This window comes from Pseudoflavonifractor sp. HCP28S3_F10 (assembly GCF_052065415.1).
Lineage (GTDB): Bacteria > Bacillota > Clostridia > Oscillospirales > Oscillospiraceae > Pseudoflavonifractor_A.
In genome coordinates this window covers 1-15,634 of sequence record NZ_JBQHUB010000047.1, presented here as the reverse complement: position 1 = coordinate 15,634, position 15,634 = coordinate 1, and the positions used below count along the sequence as shown (strand labels likewise).

15 protein-coding genes are annotated in these 15,634 nt (G+C 63.6%); 5 read left to right on the top strand and 10 right to left on the bottom strand.

What is annotated here, in order from left to right:
- Positions 1 to 493 precede the first annotated feature (493 nt).
- From secG to ACTNBZ_RS13865, 3 genes are all read right to left on the bottom strand, one after another.
- On the bottom strand, positions 494 to 724 hold the full coding sequence (gene secG, locus ACTNBZ_RS13875; protein WP_441210820.1) for a preprotein translocase subunit SecG: 231 nt from the start codon (positions 722 to 724) through the stop codon (positions 494 to 496).
- A gap of 131 nt (positions 725 to 855) precedes the next feature.
- On the bottom strand, positions 856 to 2,853 hold the full coding sequence (locus ACTNBZ_RS13870; protein WP_441210818.1) for an FtsX-like permease family protein: 1,998 nt from the start codon (positions 2,851 to 2,853) through the stop codon (positions 856 to 858).
- Entirely contained in the window at positions 2,843 to 3,610 is a 768-nt protein-coding gene (locus ACTNBZ_RS13865) for an ABC transporter ATP-binding protein (RefSeq protein WP_441210816.1), read from the bottom strand. The genes ACTNBZ_RS13870 and ACTNBZ_RS13865 overlap by 11 nt, the downstream gene beginning before the upstream one ends.
- A 184-nt stretch (positions 3,611 to 3,794) precedes the next feature.
- Between ACTNBZ_RS13865 and ACTNBZ_RS13860 the strand changes: the two genes are divergently transcribed.
- The 5 genes from ACTNBZ_RS13860 to ACTNBZ_RS13840 are packed head-to-tail and all read left to right on the top strand — an operon-like array spanning position 3,795 to position 9,411.
- On the top strand, positions 3,795 to 4,340 hold the full coding sequence (locus tag ACTNBZ_RS13860) for a 4'-phosphopantetheinyl transferase family protein (protein ID WP_441210814.1): 546 nt from the start codon (positions 3,795 to 3,797) through the stop codon (positions 4,338 to 4,340).
- A 20-nt stretch (positions 4,341 to 4,360) separates the two neighbouring features.
- Positions 4,361 to 6,421 carry a ribonuclease R gene (rnr, locus tag ACTNBZ_RS13855; protein WP_441210812.1) on the top strand — a complete coding sequence of 687 codons (2,061 nt, stop codon included), beginning with the start codon at positions 4,361 to 4,363 and terminating at the stop codon, positions 6,419 to 6,421.
- Complete coding sequence (nagZ, locus tag ACTNBZ_RS13850) at positions 6,418 to 7,740, top strand: beta-N-acetylhexosaminidase (protein WP_441210810.1); 1,323 nt, start codon at positions 6,418 to 6,420, stop codon at positions 7,738 to 7,740. The genes rnr and nagZ overlap by 4 nt, the downstream gene beginning before the upstream one ends.
- Positions 7,730 to 8,404 carry a response regulator transcription factor gene (locus ACTNBZ_RS13845; RefSeq protein ID WP_441210808.1) on the top strand — a complete coding sequence of 225 codons (675 nt, stop codon included), beginning with the start codon at positions 7,730 to 7,732 and terminating at the stop codon, positions 8,402 to 8,404. The genes nagZ and ACTNBZ_RS13845 overlap by 11 nt, the downstream gene beginning before the upstream one ends.
- Positions 8,395 to 9,411, top strand: a complete 1,017-nt coding sequence (locus ACTNBZ_RS13840; protein ID WP_441210806.1) for a sensor histidine kinase — start codon at positions 8,395 to 8,397, stop codon at positions 9,409 to 9,411. The genes ACTNBZ_RS13845 and ACTNBZ_RS13840 overlap by 10 nt, the downstream gene beginning before the upstream one ends.
- A 276-nt stretch (positions 9,412 to 9,687) precedes the next feature.
- Here the strand turns inward: ACTNBZ_RS13840 and ACTNBZ_RS13835 are convergent, their stop codons facing one another.
- The 7 genes from ACTNBZ_RS13835 to ACTNBZ_RS13805 form a co-directional block, all read right to left on the bottom strand.
- Positions 9,688 to 10,251 carry a tyrosine-protein phosphatase gene (locus tag ACTNBZ_RS13835; RefSeq protein ID WP_441210804.1) on the bottom strand — a complete coding sequence of 188 codons (564 nt, stop codon included), beginning with the start codon at positions 10,249 to 10,251 and terminating at the stop codon, positions 9,688 to 9,690.
- Between the two features lie 155 nt (positions 10,252 to 10,406).
- Complete coding sequence (locus tag ACTNBZ_RS13830; RefSeq protein ID WP_441210802.1) at positions 10,407 to 11,900, bottom strand: sensor histidine kinase; 1,494 nt, start codon at positions 11,898 to 11,900, stop codon at positions 10,407 to 10,409.
- Positions 11,901 to 11,942: 42 nt separating this feature from the next.
- The gene (locus ACTNBZ_RS13825; protein WP_441210801.1) at positions 11,943 to 12,446 is read right to left on the bottom strand and encodes a hypothetical protein; all 504 of its coding nucleotides are present in this window, start codon (positions 12,444 to 12,446) and stop codon (positions 11,943 to 11,945) included.
- A 12-nt stretch (positions 12,447 to 12,458) separates the two neighbouring features.
- Positions 12,459 to 13,142 (bottom strand): response regulator transcription factor, encoded by a 684-nt coding sequence (locus ACTNBZ_RS13820; RefSeq protein ID WP_441210799.1) that lies wholly within the window; start codon positions 13,140 to 13,142, stop codon positions 12,459 to 12,461.
- A gap of 40 nt (positions 13,143 to 13,182) precedes the next feature.
- Entirely contained in the window at positions 13,183 to 13,770 is a 588-nt protein-coding gene (locus ACTNBZ_RS13815) for a ubiquitin (RefSeq protein WP_441210797.1), read from the bottom strand.
- Positions 13,771 to 13,967: 197 nt separating this feature from the next.
- Entirely contained in the window at positions 13,968 to 14,330 is a 363-nt protein-coding gene (locus ACTNBZ_RS13810; RefSeq protein WP_441210795.1) for a TIGR03792 family protein, read from the bottom strand.
- A gap of 156 nt (positions 14,331 to 14,486) precedes the next feature.
- Entirely contained in the window at positions 14,487 to 15,410 is a 924-nt protein-coding gene (locus ACTNBZ_RS13805) for a pseudouridine-5'-phosphate glycosidase (protein ID WP_441210793.1), read from the bottom strand.
- Positions 15,411 to 15,634: the final 224 nt, after the last annotated feature.

The following is a 15,634-nucleotide window of genomic DNA, read 5'->3' as shown; positions in this document are numbered from 1 at the left end:
AAGGACAACTTGTCCTTCTGGTGCTTCGTGTTTCTTTCACGTTGTTTAATTTACAAGGTACACGCTTCGACCTCTCGGTCAAGTGCTCGACTATTTTATCACACTCAGTTTCGTTTGTCAAGAACTTTTTTCAGGCTTTTCCGGGGCTTTTCAGCCCTCAGAACCGCTTTTCCGAAGCTCTCTCATCCAACCGCCGCTTCCGTGCGAACTCATTTAGTTTAGCACATCCGCTCTCACTTGTCAACACCTTTTTCAGGACCGCTCCTGCTTTCCGCCGCTGTGTCCCATCTTCCAGGTGCCCCCTCGTGAGGCGCTCAGATATAATACCAACTCCCGCCCCTTTTGTCAACACCTTTTTCGAAAAAAATCCGAAAATTCTTCTCTGTCCTTCCCCATATCCTAATGAACGCACTATGAACGCAGAAATCCCTCCTGATGCGGTCCGCTCGGACGCGTCAGGAGGGATCCAGGCTCGGATTCTGTTGTCCGCCGCTTACAGCAGGCAGATCACCACGGCCAGCACGGCAAACGCCACTGCCACCCACTTGGTCCAACGGGCCAACTTGGCGTCCCAGCCTTTGGCCTTGTTCTTAGCCATAAAAGTGTCCGCCACGCCGGCGATGCTGCCGGACAGGCCGGCGCTCTTGCCGGACTGGAGCATAACTACCATAATAAGCGCCAGCTCCACCAGAACGAGGACGACACTCAGGATGATCTTCAGCACGTTACATCTTTCCTTTCGGCCCCAGGGGGCGCTGTCTTCTGATTTTGGGCGCACTGCGGCCGCCCTTATCAAATGTATTTTTTATGATAGCACAGAACAGGGCCGATTTCAAGAGATATTTCCCGCTTTTCTCAGCGTTCCCGGACGATGCGCCGGCTGGCCTGGCAGGTAGCCAGAAAATAAGCTCCATAGACCACCAGAATAAAGACTGCCGCAGCCGTGCTGCTGGCCACTACATCCAGCCTGCCCACCTGGGCAATGACTTTATTGGCCGCCCGCATCCCCACAATAGAGTGCACCACCGCCAGGGACAGGGGCAGGAAGAAGGACAGAAACACCTGCACGTCCACCGAGCGCGCCTGCATCTTCTCCTCCACCCCCAGGCGGGAGAGGATCCGGTAGCGCCCGGCGTTGTCCGCCGCCTGGGAGACCTGCTGCAGAGCCAGTACCGCCGCCGAGGTCACCAGGAAAATGATGCCCAGATACATTCCCAGGAAAAGCACCAGCAGCTTGGTCCCCATCTGGTCCGTATAATTAGCCAGTTTGGTGCTGCGGGTAATGCCGTAGCCCTCTTTGGTATAGCGCCCGATGACTTCGGGCAGCCGCTCCCCGGCCGCCTGCAGCCGCTCCTCGGTCTGCTCGGCACTGCCGCCGGCGGGATAATCGCCCACCAGCATCTGCTTGAAGGGCGCCCGACCCTCCAGCGCGGCGTCGGGCAGGATCAGGATATTGCCGTGGACGCCGCCGTCGGTAAAGACCGTGTCCTCCCGCCAGGCCGCCTCCTCCAGGTGATATGTTTTGCCGTCCACCGTCAGATCCGGCCGCTCCGTTTTGAGGCGGAGCGCCTGCTCCTCACTTTTGGAAGAGGTCCCGCGCAGAACGCCGTAGCCGTCCTGAGGCAGGTCCGTCTCCTCCCGTCCCAGCAGGGACAGCAGCACATTGGCATCCCGCTGTGAGATGGCCAGCGCGTTGGAGGGGCTTTCCCCGTCCTCTGACGGCTCCGCGCCCGGCGCCGTCTCCAGCAGGCAGACGCTCACCTGGGCCCGCCGGGGCAGGTCCCGCTCCACGTCGAAGCCCGCCTCCGTCAGAATCTGCTCCAGGTCCAGGCGGACGCTGTTGTCATCCAGCCAGATCTCATAAGTCATATCGAAGGGAGAGTCCCGCTCTACCATACCGGCCACAGTGTTGTTCAGGCCCACCGAGCAGGCGGTGATGCCGATGGCCAGCAGCAGCATCAGGCAGACCACCGTCATGGACCAGTAGTTGGTGGTAATCCTGGAGTTGAACTGCCGCAGGATAAACATATTGAGCCCGTTGTAATAGAGTTTCTTATGATTCTGGCACAGCCGCAGCAGAAAGCCGGACAGGGAGCGGAAAAAGAGCAGGGTGCCCGCGCTGCCCAGCAGCAGCATCAGCCAGAAACCCGGGTCCAGAGTGAGCAGCCCCCGCTCGAAGAGCATCCAGTAGGCCGTGCCGATCAGGGCCACGCCCACCACGAACATGGCCGCCGCCGCAGGGATGGAGCGCAGCTTCAGGTCCTCGTTCTGCCGCTCGGCCTGGAGCAGGCGGATAAGCTTCTGCCGGGCCACCGAGAAGGAGTTGAAGCCCATCACCAGCAGGAAGATGACACCGAAATACAGCGCGGTCTTGACCACGCCCTTCCAGGAGAACACGAAGTGGAACTGCTCCACCGTCACGGCGAAGAGTCCGGCGGTAAAGGCCGACAAAAACTGGGCCGCCAATACGCCCAGCACCAGCCCCGCCGCCAGGGCCAGCACGCCGATGATCAGGGTCTCCAGGAAGAGGATGAGGGCCACCTTCCGCTGCTCCATGCCCAGCAGCAGATAGATACCCAGCTCCCGCTTCCGTCGCCGGAGCATAAAGCGGTTGGCGTACAGGATCAGAAAGGCCAGCACTACCGACACGAACACCGATATCACGTCCATGAGCTGCAAAATGGCGTCCACCATCATCTTTCCCGACCCCTGGGCCAGGATCTCCATCACCCACTGGGTCTCCAGCGAGTTGAATACATAGAACACGCATACGCCGAAGAGCAGCGTCAGAAAATAGAGGGTATAGTCCCGGACGCTGCGCACCACGTTTTTCCGGGCCAGCTTACAGAACATCGTCGCACGCACCTCCCAGCAGAGTGACCACCTGGATGATCCGGGCAAAGAAGTTCTTGCGGCTGTCGTCTCCCCGTACCAGCTCGGTGAACCGCTTCCCGTCCTTGATGAACAGGATGCGGTGGCAGTAGCTGGCGGTAAAGGCGTCGTGGGTGACCATCAGAATGGTGGCCTTCCGGCCCAGATTCAGGTCCTCGAAGCGGTCCAGCAGCAGCCGGGCCGATTTGGAGTCCAGCGCACCGGTGGGCTCGTCGGCCAGGATGAGGGCGGGCTCGGTGATGATGGCCCGGGCCGCCGCCGTCCGCTGCCGCTGGCCGCCCGACATCTGGTAGGGATACCGGTCCAGGCACTCCTCGATCTCCAGCAGCCGGGCGGTCTCCCTGACCTTCTCCTCGATCTCCCCCGCCCCCCGGTGAAGGATGGTGAGGGCCAGAGCGATGTTCTCAAAGCCGGTGAGGGTGTCCAGCAGGTTGCAGTCCTGAAACACGAAGCCCAGCCGCTCCCGCCGGAATCGGGAGAGCTTTTTGGCATTGAGGCGGGTGATATCCTCCCCGTCGATGACGATCTGCCCGCCGGTGGCGGCGTCGATGGTGGAGATGCAGTTGAGCAGGGTGGTCTTTCCGCTGCCCGACGCGCCCATGATGCCCACAAACTCGCCGGGCATCACCTCGAAGCTGATATCGTCGATGGCCCGGTTCACATTGCCCCGGCTGCCGTAATACTTCTGAAGATGGGAAACGGTCAGAATAGGTTCCATATGCTGTTCCTCCTTTTGTCCCCTCCATTGTACCTCCCGATCGCCCCCGCCCGCCATCGAACTCTCTTACGTTTTTGTGACGTTTTTGTAAGCTTTCTTCCCCTTCTCCCAGCCGGAGCGGCGTTGTAATCTCCCGTCAAATCGGGTAAAATGGAGACAGCTCATACGCTGGGGGTGGATACGCTTGCTCACGCTCTTTTTTTCCGCAGCGGAGGACGGCCGCTCCGCCGCCCACGCCCTGCTGCGCGCCGTTCTGGCGGAGGACTTCGGTCTGGAGTCCCCCGTCTTTGCCCGCTCCCCCGGCGGCAAGCCCTGTCTGGAAAACGCCCCGCTCCAGTTCAGCCTCAGCCACAGCGGCCCCTTCGCCCTGTGCGGCGTGGGAGACGCCCCGCTCGGGGTGGATGTGGAGCGGGTCCGGCCCCGGCGGCCCGGCCTGCCCCGGTTCGCCCTCTCCGACCGGGAATTCCAATGGTTCACCGGGCGGGGCGGCCGCTGGGAGGACTTTTACACACTCTGGACTTTGAAGGAGAGCTTTGTAAAATACACCGGCCAGGGCTTGAACGTCGCGCCCCGTTCCATCGCCGTTCCCCTGCTCTCCCCCGGCGAGAGCGGCATCTTCCGGGGGTTGTGGTTCCGCTCCTACGGCGCTCCGGGCTGGCGGGCGGCCTGCTGCGGCCAAGAAGAGCCGCAGGAATTAAAAAGAATTTCTGATCCTTTTCAAGCTATCTGATTAGAAAAAAGGAGATATCCATGTCAAAACACGCTCATTCCGATCCCCTCATCACCGGTGTTTACCACGCCGCCGGCCGGGGCTTCGGCTTTGTCACCCCCTCCGGAGAGGAGGGAGCCGGCAGGGACTATTTCATCCCGCCCCGGATGGAAAACGGCGCCTGGAACGGCGACACCGTGACCATCCGGCCAGAGGGCGGCCCCTCTGCCCCTGGCGAAAAGCGGGAGGCCCGGGTCATTTCCGTTCTGAAGCGCGCCAACCGGACGGTGACCGGCGCGGTGCGCAAGCACAACCGGGAGACCTGGCTGGTGCCCGACGGGGACAAGCTGCGCGACCCCATCCTGGTGGTAGGCCGGACCGCCGGTTTCCGCCCCGGGGACAAGGCGGCGGTGAAGATTTCCAGCTACGGCACCGCCAAGCAGCCCCCCATGGGCGCCCTGGCGGAGGTCTTTGGCCGGGACGGCAGCCGGGAGGCCGCCGTGGAGGCCATCCTCTTCGAGCAGGGGATCCACCGCCAATTCCCGCCCCCGGTGCTGGAGCAGGCCGCCCGGGCGCCCCAGGCGGTGGACCCCTCCGCCCTGGCGGGACGGCTGGACCTGCGGGACAAGCTCATCATCACCATTGACGGCGAGCACGCCCGGGATCTGGATGACGCCGTCTCTCTGGAGCGGGACGGCCAGGGCCGGCCGGTGCTGGGGGTCCACATTGCCGACGTGAGCCACTATGTCCCCATGGGTTCCCCTCTGGACGTGGAGGCCTGGCAGCGGGGCACCTCGGTCTACTTCGCCGACCAGGTCGTCCCCATGCTCCCCACCGAGCTCTCCAACGGCATCTGCTCCCTCAACCCCCGTGTGGACCGGCTCACCCTCTCCTGTATCATGACCCTCGCCCCCGACGGCTCGGTGGCGGAATACCGCATCGCCAAGTCGGCCATCCGCACCGCCGAGCGCATGAGTTACCCGGACTGCAACGCCCTGCTCCAGGGCGGCAGTCCTGAGCTGGAGGAGCGGTATGCCCACATCCTTCCCATGCTGCGGGAGATGGCCGGTCTCTCCCGGGTGCTGGAGCGCCGCCGCCGTCTCCGGGGCGGATTGGACCTGGAGAGCCGGGAGAGCGAGATCCTCTGCGACGACGAGGGCCGCCCGGTGTCCATCCGGGCCCGGGCCCCCGGCGAGAGCGAGGGGATCATCGAGTCCTTCATGCTGGCCGCCAACGAGTGCGTGGCCCGGCACCTCTCCCAGCTCCAGGCCCCGGCGGTCTACCGCATTCACGAAAAACCCTCGGCGGAAAAGGCTGACGCCCTGCGCGCCATGCTCGCTCCCCTGGGCTACGACGTGCGGGAGCCGGACAACTTCTCCCTCCAGAAGCTGCTGGACCAGGCCCGGGGCACACCGCAGGAATTCCTGGTCCACACCACCGTGCTCCGCTCGCTGATGAAGGCCCGGTACGAGCCTCAGAATCTGGGGCATTTCGGCCTGGCCGCCCCCTACTACTGCCACTTCACCTCTCCCATCCGCCGCTATCCCGACCTGATGGTCCACCGCTGTCTCACCGCCCTGCTGGACGGCACCATGGAGGGCAAAACGGGACAGAAGCTCTCCTCCGCCGTGGGCAAGGCCGCCCGCCAGTCCTCGGAGCGGGAGCTCTCCGCCCAGACCGCCGAGCGGGAGATCGAAAAGCGCTATCTGGCCGAGTATATGGCCTCCCGCACCGGGGAGACCTTTGCCGCCGCCGTCTCCGGCGTCACCCGCTTCGGCCTGTTCGTCCTGGTCGAGGGCGGCGCGGAGGGTTTCCTCCCGGCGGAGGCCCTGCCCGCTCCTCCTTATACCTTTGACGAGGCCCATATGACCCTCTCCCACGGGGAAGAGCGCTACACCCTGGGCACGCTGCTGCAGGTGGTGTGCGCCTCCGCCGACCCGGGCAGCGGACAGATCGTTTTCCGTCTCCCCGGTCACGCGCCCCGCTCCCCCTCCCCCGGCACGGCGGACCGGGAACGGCCCTCCGAGCGGCGGGTGGGGCGGCGCCCCGGCCGCCATCCCTCTCACGGGCCGAAACACAGAAAGGGGCGAAACAAGCGATGATGAAACAGCTCCTCCCCCTCTGCCTCATCTCTGTCCTTCTGCTGCAGGGCTGCACCCCCGCCGCGGGCCTTCCCTCGCCCACGCCCGGAGCGTCTGTCACACCCTCCGCCGCGCCTTCTTCCGCTCCGGCGGCGCCTGTTCCCACCGCAGCCCCCTCCCCTACGCCTACGCCCACGCCCACGCCCACGCCCGATCCCATTCACGCCCAGCTGGACGCCATGACCGACGAGCAGAAGGTGGGCCAGCTCCTTATCTGCGGTTTTGAGGGCACCGCCGCCGGGGAGGACGCTGAGGACGCCATCCGGCGCTTCCAGGTGGGGGGCGTCATCCTCTTCTCCCGCAACGCGGAGAGCGCGGAACAGCTCGCCGCCCTCACCAACTCCCTCAAGGCCCTCAACCAGAGCGATATCCCCCTCTTCCTCTCGGTGGACGAGGAGGGGGGCCGTGTGTCCCGCATGCCCCCGGAGCTTTTGGACGTTCCCTCCCCCCTCACCTTCGGTCAGGCGGAGAATCTCTCCCTCTGCTCCCGGCTGGGCCGGCTGCTGGGAGATGAGTGCGCCGCCTTTGGCCTGAACATGGACTTCGCCCCCTGTCTGGATATCTGGTCCAACCCGGAGAACACCGTCATCGCCGACCGTGCCCTGGGCACCGATGCTCAGACCGTGGCCGCCGCGGGCAGCGCGGTGTGGGAGGGGATCTGCGACCGGGATGTGATCCCGGTGGTCAAGCATTTCCCCGGCCACGGCGACACGCTGACGGACTCCCACACCGGCCTGCCGGTGGTGGAGCGGTCCCTGGAGGAGCTTCGCGCCCGGGAGCTTCTGCCCTTTGCCGAGGCCATCCGCCGGGGTGTCCCGGCCATCATGGTAGGCCATATCCTGGAGACGGGGATCGACCCGGAGCTGCCCGCCTCCCTCTCCCCCAAGGTGGTGGACGGCCTGCTCCGGGGGGAGATGGGCTTTGACGGCGTGGTGGTCACCGACGATCTGACCATGGGCGCCGTCTCCGGTACTTACAGCACAGGGGAGGCGGCGGTGCTGGCGGTGGAGGCCGGCTGCGACCTGCTGCTGGTATGCCACGGCGCCGAGCCCCTCGCTCAAGCCCGGGACGCGCTGCTCTCCGCCCTCCGCTCCGGCCGCATCTCCCGGGCGCGGCTGGATGAGAGCGTTCTGCGCATCCTGACCTTGAAACATACCGCCGGCCTGTCCGATAAACCGGTCCCCGCCCCCGACGTGGAGACCCTCAACGCCCAGGTCCGGGCACTGCTGGCCCTGCTCCCGCCCCAGAGCGCCGAGGAGGTGACCCCGGTTGCCCCATAAGATCTTCATCGCGGAGGATGACCCGGGCATCCGCCGGGAGCTCACCGCCCTGCTGGAGCGCTACGGCTACCTCTGTGAGGCCCCGCAGGAGTTTTCCCGCACGGCGGAGCAGGCTCTTGCCTCCGGGGCCCACCTGGTCCTGCTGGACCTGAACCTGCCCCGGCAGGATGGCCTGCAGATCTGCCGGGAGCTGCGGCGGCAGTCCGACCTGCCCATCATCGTGGTCACCAGCCGGGACACCGAGCTGGACGAGCTGATGAGCATCGACCTGGGGGCCGACGACTTCCTGGCCAAGCCCTACAGCGCCCAGATCCTGCTGGCCCGGGTGGCCCGGCTGCTCCAGCGGACCTATCCCTCCGGTCCGGCCCCCGCCCTGACCTGCGGCGCCCTCTCTCTGGACCTGGGCCGGGGAACTGCCGCCCTGAACGGGCAGGAAGTCCAGCTCACCCGCAACGAGGCCCGCATCCTCCAGCGGCTCATGGCTGAGCCGGGGCGCATCGTCTCCCGGGCCGCCCTGATGGACGCCCTGTGGCAGACCGAAGCCTTTGTGGATGACAACACCCTCACCGTGAACGTGGCCCGGCTGCGCCGGCGTCTGGAGGAGCTCGGCCTCACCGGCGCCCTGGCCACCCGCCGGGGCCAGGGGTATCAGCTATGTCTGTGACCGCCTTTCTGCGGGACCGGGCCGCCTCCCTTCTCGGGTTGGGACTGGGCCTGGTGTTCACCGCCTTCCTTCTCTTTTCTCTGGGGCTGGGGCCCTCCGCCGTGGGCTTTCTCTGCGCCGTGTTCGCCCTGTGCGTTCTGGTGCCCCTGGGGCTGGACTATGTCCGCCGCCGCTTCTTCTACCGCCGGGTAATCGAGGAGCTGGACGCCCTGGAGGAGGCCTATCTGCTCCCCGGGCTGCTGCGGGAGCCCGGCTTTCCAGAGGGCGACCTGCTCTGCCAGGTTCTCTCCCGCACCGCCCACAGCATGAACGACCAGGTCTCCGCCGCCCGGCGGGAGAGCCGGGAGTACCGGGAGTATGTGGAGACCTGGGTCCACGAGGTCAAGACCCCCATCGCCTCGGCCCGGCTCCTGCTGGAGAACCACCCCGGCCCCCTGGCCGAGCGGCTGGACGAGGAGCTTTTCCGCATCGACGGCTGTGTGGAGCAGGCCCTCTTCTACGCCCGCAGCGGCTCGGTGGACCGGGACTATCTGGTCAAGGCCATGGCCCTGGAGGACTGCGTCCGCTCCGCCCTGCGGCGCTATTCCCGCCCCCTGATCGCCGCCGGGTTCCGGCTGGACCCGGGGACCTGGTCCGCCGTGGTGTATACCGACTCCAAATGGGTGGAGTTCATCCTGGGCCAGCTCATTTCCAACGCCGTCAAATACCATGGGCCGTCACCCACCCTCTCGTTCTCCTGCCGGGAGGAGCGGTACGCGGTGCTCCTGACGGTGGCGGACAACGGCCCCGGTATCCCGCCGGAGGATCTGCCCCGGATCTTTGACAAGGGCTTCACCGGAGCCAACGGCCGCCTTTTGTCCACCAGGTCCACCGGATTGGGGCTCTACCTCTGCCGCAAGCTCTGCCGGCGGCTGGGACTGTCCATCCAGGCCCAGTCGGAGCCGGGCCAGGGCACCCGGATCATCCTCACCTTCCCCAAGGGCCGCCTCCACCTGCTGGAGGACTAGCGGCGGCCAGGAAAGCTCTCCGTTCCACAAAAAACTCGCTGCCGTTCGGGCAGCGTTCGTAAGACAGTAAAATATGATATGCAAAAGGCGTGACTTTCGTGGTCACGCCTTTTGCCTTGAGAGTATAGCCGCAAAGCGGCGCAAGGGGAGCAACCCCTTGTTCGGAGCTAATTGACGCAAAACAGCCCGGACATCTATTTTTCCAGGCTGCCTGTCTCGCGGGGAGCGCATACGGGGTTTGCCCCTGTATAGAAGTGCGCCCTTTTCCCAAACTCGCTAAAGTGTATCCAAAACCTTTCTGATATTATTCTCGTTTGGAATAACGGTGTTTATATCCACTTGCGGATGCTTTTTTACATAATCTGTCAGAAAGCCAAGCAAATTCTCTTTCGTTTTCATATAATCATCAATAATTGTCTGGTCGTCAAAACCCAACTTCTTCAGTATGATTGCTGATACAACACCTGTCCTGTCTTTTCCTGCTCCGCAGAAATATAGAACATTGCTTTTTGCATCCAGAATCGTTTGAATAATCTTGTCCATCTGTTTATCCAGCATCCCCAGGTAAACAGATGCCACTTCCTCGGGTGATTTGGGTGTGTCACCTCCGCCGGTTACCGGCATATGATAAAATGTGAATCCATCTTCTGTTTCGAGGCGACAGGGTTTTCGCTCATATTCTTTCTTTTCCCGTAAGTCTACAACCGTGGTAACATGGTTTTGCAGTAGCCATTCTACTTCTTCGTCCGTCAGTTTTTCAGGGCAATCACTTCTGATGAAACGCATATCTCCGGTCGGTAACGGTCGGGTATTTAATGTAGATTGCAATAATGAGGACATTTCTATTCCTCCTCAAATTCCGGTTTGTAGGTCTGTTCGGTTCCAGATTATCACATAACAGGATAAAACACAAGAACAGCCACAGCAGGGTAACTGCTGTGGCTGCTACTGTCTCATGAACCCCCTGCCTTCCCGGCAGCGAGTTTTTTCATCTGTTACGCGCTCCGGGCATTCTGATCCCGGGGCGGGTCCTGAGCGGCGGCACCGTCCATGGGGAGCACCATGGTCATCCGGGTACCCACTCCCTCCCAGGAGGCCACCTCGAACCAGCCGCCGTGGCGCTCCACGATCCACTTGGCGATGGCCAGTCCCAGGCCGGTGCCTCCGGTCTGGCGGGTACGGGACTCGTCGGTGCGGTAGAAGCGGTCAAAGATGTGGGGCAGAGACTGGGCGTCGATACCCTGTCCCTCGTCCTGCACCGACAGACGGGCCACGCCGTCCTCCCCCCGCACCGACAGGGTGATGGTCCCGCCGGCGGGGGTATATTTGATGGCGTTGTCCACCAGAATACGCAGGGCCTGCTTGGTCAGTCCCACGTCGGCCCGGATGGGTACCATGCTGTCCCACTCGTGGCGGAACACGTGGGTCTGGTCGATCATCCCGGTCTCCTTGAAGACCTCGGCCGCCACCTCAGTCAGGTCAAAGAACTCCATCTCGATGTGCATGGAGTCGTTGTCCCCCCGGGCCAGGAAGAGGAGCTGCTCCACCAGCTCCTTCATGGCGTCGGCCTCGCCCCTGATGGCGTCGATGGCCTCCTGCCGGGTGGTGGGATCGTCCTTGCCCCAGCGGTTGAGCAGATTGGCGTAGCCCTGGATGACGGCGATGGGGGTACGCAGCTCATGGCTGGCGTCGGACACGAAACGCATCTGGGAACGGTAGGCCTCGTTGATCCGGTCCAGCATGGCGTTGATGGCCTGGGCCAGGGTCTGCAGCTCCTTCTGGGTGCCCGTCACCGAGATGCGGGTGTCCAGATGGGTGGCGTTGATCTGATCCAGCTTGCCCGCCAGCGCCTGCAGCTCCTCCGGGGACATGGCGCTGGGGTGCCCCAGCCGGTTGGCGGCGGCGGCCAGCTCCTGAATGGGCCTGAGTGTCTTGCGGATGGTGCCCGCGTTTTTAAAGAGGTTGCACACCAGGGAGAGAGCCTGGCAGACCAGTAACACCCGCAGCGCCAGACTCATCACGTTCACCGTGGACTCCACGTCCAGCCGGATGGCGTAGGGCTCCCCGGCGCTGTTTTTCAGCTCCACGGTATAGACGGCCCGGGTGAGCCGTGGCTGCCCCTCCGGGGAGAGGCCGCCGCCCAGGTCCAGGCTGTGCCGTGCCTCTTCCAGTCCCGCCGGCGGATGGAGGAGGGAACAGGGATAGCCCTCCGGCTCCCGGTCCAGGGCAGCCACGGTGTAATCCCCCGCCGCCATCCACTCGGTAGTCTCGGCGGAGGGGATGCCCCGCTGCTCCACCAGCGCCGCGATATCGGCGCACTGGTTCTGAGCCCACAGGACCATGCCGCCCAGGCACAGGACCGCCAGCAGTAGGTCCGTCCCCAGGTAGATCCCCAGCAGGCGGAAAAAAAGCTTTGTATTCAGCCGCAGCACGATGGAGGAACGGATGCCCTCCAGGGGCTTTGGCGCCTGTGATCTGGTCTGGTTCATATCATCACCTGCCGGAATGGTTTTGGGACGCGGCAAAACAGGTCAATCCCCACCGCTCAGCCAGTCCAGCACAGGGGAGAGGGCCTCCTGAGAGACCCAGTCGCCGCCGTGGGCAAAGGCATCCCGCAGGGCCCGCTGCTCCTCAGTCTCGGCCGGGGCTTTTTCCACCATCCGGGCCATGGGCTTCATCATCAGCCGGTAAACGCCGCTGAGCTTCTCCGGCGCATACCCGCCCCGCAGGTGGAAAAAGGGCAGGCCGCCTACCTTGTTGTCAGCCGCCAGCCTGGCCTGATCCTCTTTTTTGCACACCGCCATGCCCACGGCGCACACCCCCCGCAGGTCATAGCGCTTTGCCGCCTCCTTCAGGCCCTTGATGGCGCCGGCGCACATCCAGCCCATCATCAGCACCGGGCTGCCCTGGGGCGGCAGTTCCTTTTTCCGTGCCAGGTCATAGGCCGGGATACCGGACAGCCGGGCCAGCATGGCGGCGTACCGGGCGGTGAACCCGGTGTTGGAGGTATATACGATCGCTACAGGTCTGCTCATAAAGCACGCTCCTCACTGCGCTTCCCGGATGACGTAGCCCACGCCCCGGACGGTGTGGATGAATTTCTCTCCAAAAGGCTCCTCCAGCTTGGCCCGGAGGAAGCGGATGTACACGTCCACAGCGTTGGTCTCGCCCACATAGTCGAAGCCCCACACGTGGTCCAGCAGGGATTCCCGTGAAATGACCCGCTCCTTGTTCTCCAGCAGGTAACGCAGCAGGTCGAATTCCCGCCGGGTCAGCTCCACTGCCGTACCCTGGACGGTGACGGCGTGGCGGTCCGTATCCATGACCAGACGGCCCACGGTCAGGGTATTGGCCGGGGCCGCGGATACGCTGCGCTTGCGCAGGCAGGCCCGGATGCGGGCCAGCAGTTCCTCGATGGCAAAGGGCTTGGTGATATAGTCGTCCGCTCCCGAGTCCAGGCCGGAGACCTTATCCACCACCGTGTCCCGGGCCGTGAGCATGATGACGGGGATCTGGCTCTCCCGCCGCAGGCGGCGCAGCACCTCCATGCCCGACAGGGCCGGCAGCATGATGTCCAGCAGCACCAGGTCGAACTGCCCGGACTGGGCCTTCTCCAGTCCGGTGCGGCCGTCAAAGGCCTTTTCCACCTCATAGCCCTCGTAGCGCAGCTCCAGCTCCACCATCCGGGCCAGTTTTTCCTCGTCCTCCACCAGAAGGATCTTTTCCGCCATCCGGCTCTCTCCTCTCCGCCGCCCGCAGGCGGGAAACGTATTATTTTCTGCGGCCCTTTCGTCCGAACTCACGCTGGACGGTCTCCCGCATATCCGCCGCCGTGTCCGACACCGCATCCATCACGCTGTTGACCTTCTCCCGCCCCAGGTCGGGGCCGGAAAACCGGTAGCGGCACCCCAGGACCAGTCCCAGAAGGAGCAGCAGCACCGTGATCCAAAAGATACAGATAAAGGCGATGATCAGGATCAGGATGGGGATGGAGGTCAGCATCCGTCCGTCCCGCCAGATCTCAAAGAGGTTCCGGGTGCTGGGGCTGATGATATTCAGCCCGGTCCGCAGCAGTTCTTTGATCCGCTTCCAGGCTCCCTTCTCCTCCGTCGTCTGTCCGTCCCGGCAGGCCGAACTCTGGGTTCCGCCCCGCTCCGGGGCGGCGGATGGGCCGGCGGCGCCGGGGCGGGTGCTGTAGGTGCCTCCCTGCCCGGAGGCGCGGATTTTTCCCTGCCGCTCCAGGTCGATGAGAGCCTCCAGCAGGTCGCCGCTGCTGCGCTCCAGCGCGGCCCGGGCCTCCTCGTAGGAGACGTCCGCCTTTTCCCGCAGGCGCTCGATCTCTTCCAGCGTGATGGACATATCCAAAACTCCTTTCGCCGGTTTCCTGCTTTACAGTATACCGGAGGAAGCCCAAAAAGGCATTTAGCCTTTCTTAAAATTCTGTTAAAATCGCAGCTTCATTGTATACCAGACCGAAAGCCGGCGCAAGGAAAACAGGACAAAAGGCACGCCGGCGCGGCCCCCCACGGGCCGCGCCGGCGTTTCAGGCGCAGAAATCAGATATTGCTCATCTCGTAGTATTTGAACTTCTGGTTCTCCTTGAACTTGAACTCCATGCTCAGCAGGTGGCCCTCCATCCGCTCCTCCATCTGCTTGTCCAGCTCGATGCACCAGCCGGACTTGTCATGGCTCTGCCAGATGTCGTAGTCGGCCCAATAGATGACCACGTTGATCTCGCCGGGCACGTCCCTGCTCAGCCAGATCTCTTTGCCCAAAAAGCCCTCGGAGACCTTCAGGCGGCTGGTCCACACCTCGTCGTCCAGCTCCACCCAGCGGTCCACCCACTCGGGCGTGACCACCACGCGGATCTCCTCAATGGCGATGGGCTTTTCCAGCCTGTTGATGTTCTTGAGCTCCATGCTTGCGACCCCTTTTCTGTCCGCGGTCAAGCCGCGTTATTTGTAGTACTATTCTACCAAACAGTATACCAAATCCCCACTGGAATGCAAGCATGTTTTTGCCGGCCGATGCAAAAAATACCGGCCGCCTTTCGGCGGCCGGTATGGGAAAGCGGATCAGTTCAGCGCGGACAGGGCGCAGGCGGTGCGGGCCGCCAGACGGGCGTTGTTGAACACCAGCTGGATGTTGGAGCTCAGGGAGTCGCCGCCGGTGATGTCCTTGATCTTGGCCAGCAGGAAGGGGGTGGTCTCCTTGCCGTGGATGCCCAGGGCCTTGGCCTCCTCCACCGCGTCATTGATGGCCTTGTTGATAACGTCGGGGTCCATGGAGTACTCCTCAGGGATGGGATTGGTCACCAGCATGCCGGCGGGGAAGTCCATCTCGCGGCTCACATGGAACGCGGCGGCCAGCTCCTCGGGGCTGTCCATGCGGTAATCCACGCCGAAGCCGCTCTTGCGGGTGTAGAAGGCAGGCAGCTCCTCGGTGCCGTAGCCGATGACAGGCACGCCGTGGGTCTCCAGGTACTCCAGGGTAAGGCCCAGGTCCAGGATGGACTTGGCACCGGCGCAGACCACCATCACAGGGGTGTGGGAGAGCTCCTCCAGGTCGGCGGAGATGTCCATGGTGGTCTCGGCGCCCCGGTGCACGCCGCCGATGCCGCCGGTGGCGAAGACCTGGATGCCCGCCATATGGGCGATGATCATGGTGGTGGTAACGGTGGTGGCGCCATCGGCCTTGCGGGAAACCAGCACCGCCAGATCCCGGCGGCTGGCCTTGGTGACCTCGTGGCCCTTCCTGCCCAGGTACTCGATCTCATCCTTGCTCAGGCCGGCTTTGAGCCGGCCGCCGATGACAGCGATGGTGGCGGGCACAGCGCCGTTCTCCCGAATGATCTCCTCCACCTTCAGCGCGGTCTCCACGTTCTGGGGATAGGGCATGCCGTGGGAGATAATGGTGGACTCCAGGGCGACCACGGGCTTGCCGGCGGCAACAGCCTCGGCCACTTCAGGGGCAACGTCCAGATACTTGTTCAGGTTCATCCTAATGACCTCCAAATCATAGCATTGATTTTTATCACAATTCCGTTCCGATCGGTGTTGTTCGTAACATGTGCTGTTACCGCGCCATCCGCTCCTTCAGCGCTTCAGCGCTCATGGTGGGGTTGATGGTCTCGCCGCTCGTTCCCCGCCGGTGGGCGGCTACTCCCGCGGCGCTCCTCCCTAACTATAAGCCCGGCCAGCAATAATCCAGGCCAAAACCTCGC

What these genes read in the sequence shown, in the direction of transcription:
- ACTNBZ_RS13815 (WP_441210797.1), bottom strand. Translation starts at nt 13,770, where the DNA reads ATGTCCATCACGCTGGAAGAGATCGAGCGCCTGCGGGAAAAGGCGGAC.
- ACTNBZ_RS13840 (WP_441210806.1), top strand. Translation starts at nt 8,395, where the DNA reads ATGTCTGTGACCGCCTTTCTGCGGGACCGGGCCGCCTCCCTTCTCGGG.
- nagZ (WP_441210810.1), top strand. Translation starts at nt 6,418, where the DNA reads ATGATGAAACAGCTCCTCCCCCTCTGCCTCATCTCTGTCCTTCTGCTG.
- rnr (WP_441210812.1), top strand. Translation starts at nt 4,361, where the DNA reads ATGTCAAAACACGCTCATTCCGATCCCCTCATCACCGGTGTTTACCAC.
- ACTNBZ_RS13805 (WP_441210793.1), bottom strand. Translation starts at nt 15,410, where the DNA reads ATGAACCTGAACAAGTATCTGGACGTTGCCCCTGAAGTGGCCGAGGCT.
- ACTNBZ_RS13825 (WP_441210801.1), bottom strand. Translation starts at nt 12,446, where the DNA reads ATGAGCAGACCTGTAGCGATCGTATATACCTCCAACACCGGGTTCACC.
- ACTNBZ_RS13870 (WP_441210818.1), bottom strand. Translation starts at nt 2,853, where the DNA reads ATGTTCTGTAAGCTGGCCCGGAAAAACGTGGTGCGCAGCGTCCGGGAC.
- ACTNBZ_RS13865 (WP_441210816.1), bottom strand. Translation starts at nt 3,610, where the DNA reads ATGGAACCTATTCTGACCGTTTCCCATCTTCAGAAGTATTACGGCAGC.
- ACTNBZ_RS13810 (WP_441210795.1), bottom strand. Translation starts at nt 14,330, where the DNA reads ATGGAGCTCAAGAACATCAACAGGCTGGAAAAGCCCATCGCCATTGAG.
- ACTNBZ_RS13820 (WP_441210799.1), bottom strand. Translation starts at nt 13,142, where the DNA reads ATGGCGGAAAAGATCCTTCTGGTGGAGGACGAGGAAAAACTGGCCCGG.
- ACTNBZ_RS13835 (WP_441210804.1), bottom strand. Translation starts at nt 10,251, where the DNA reads ATGTCCTCATTATTGCAATCTACATTAAATACCCGACCGTTACCGACC.
- ACTNBZ_RS13830 (WP_441210802.1), bottom strand. Translation starts at nt 11,900, where the DNA reads ATGAACCAGACCAGATCACAGGCGCCAAAGCCCCTGGAGGGCATCCGT.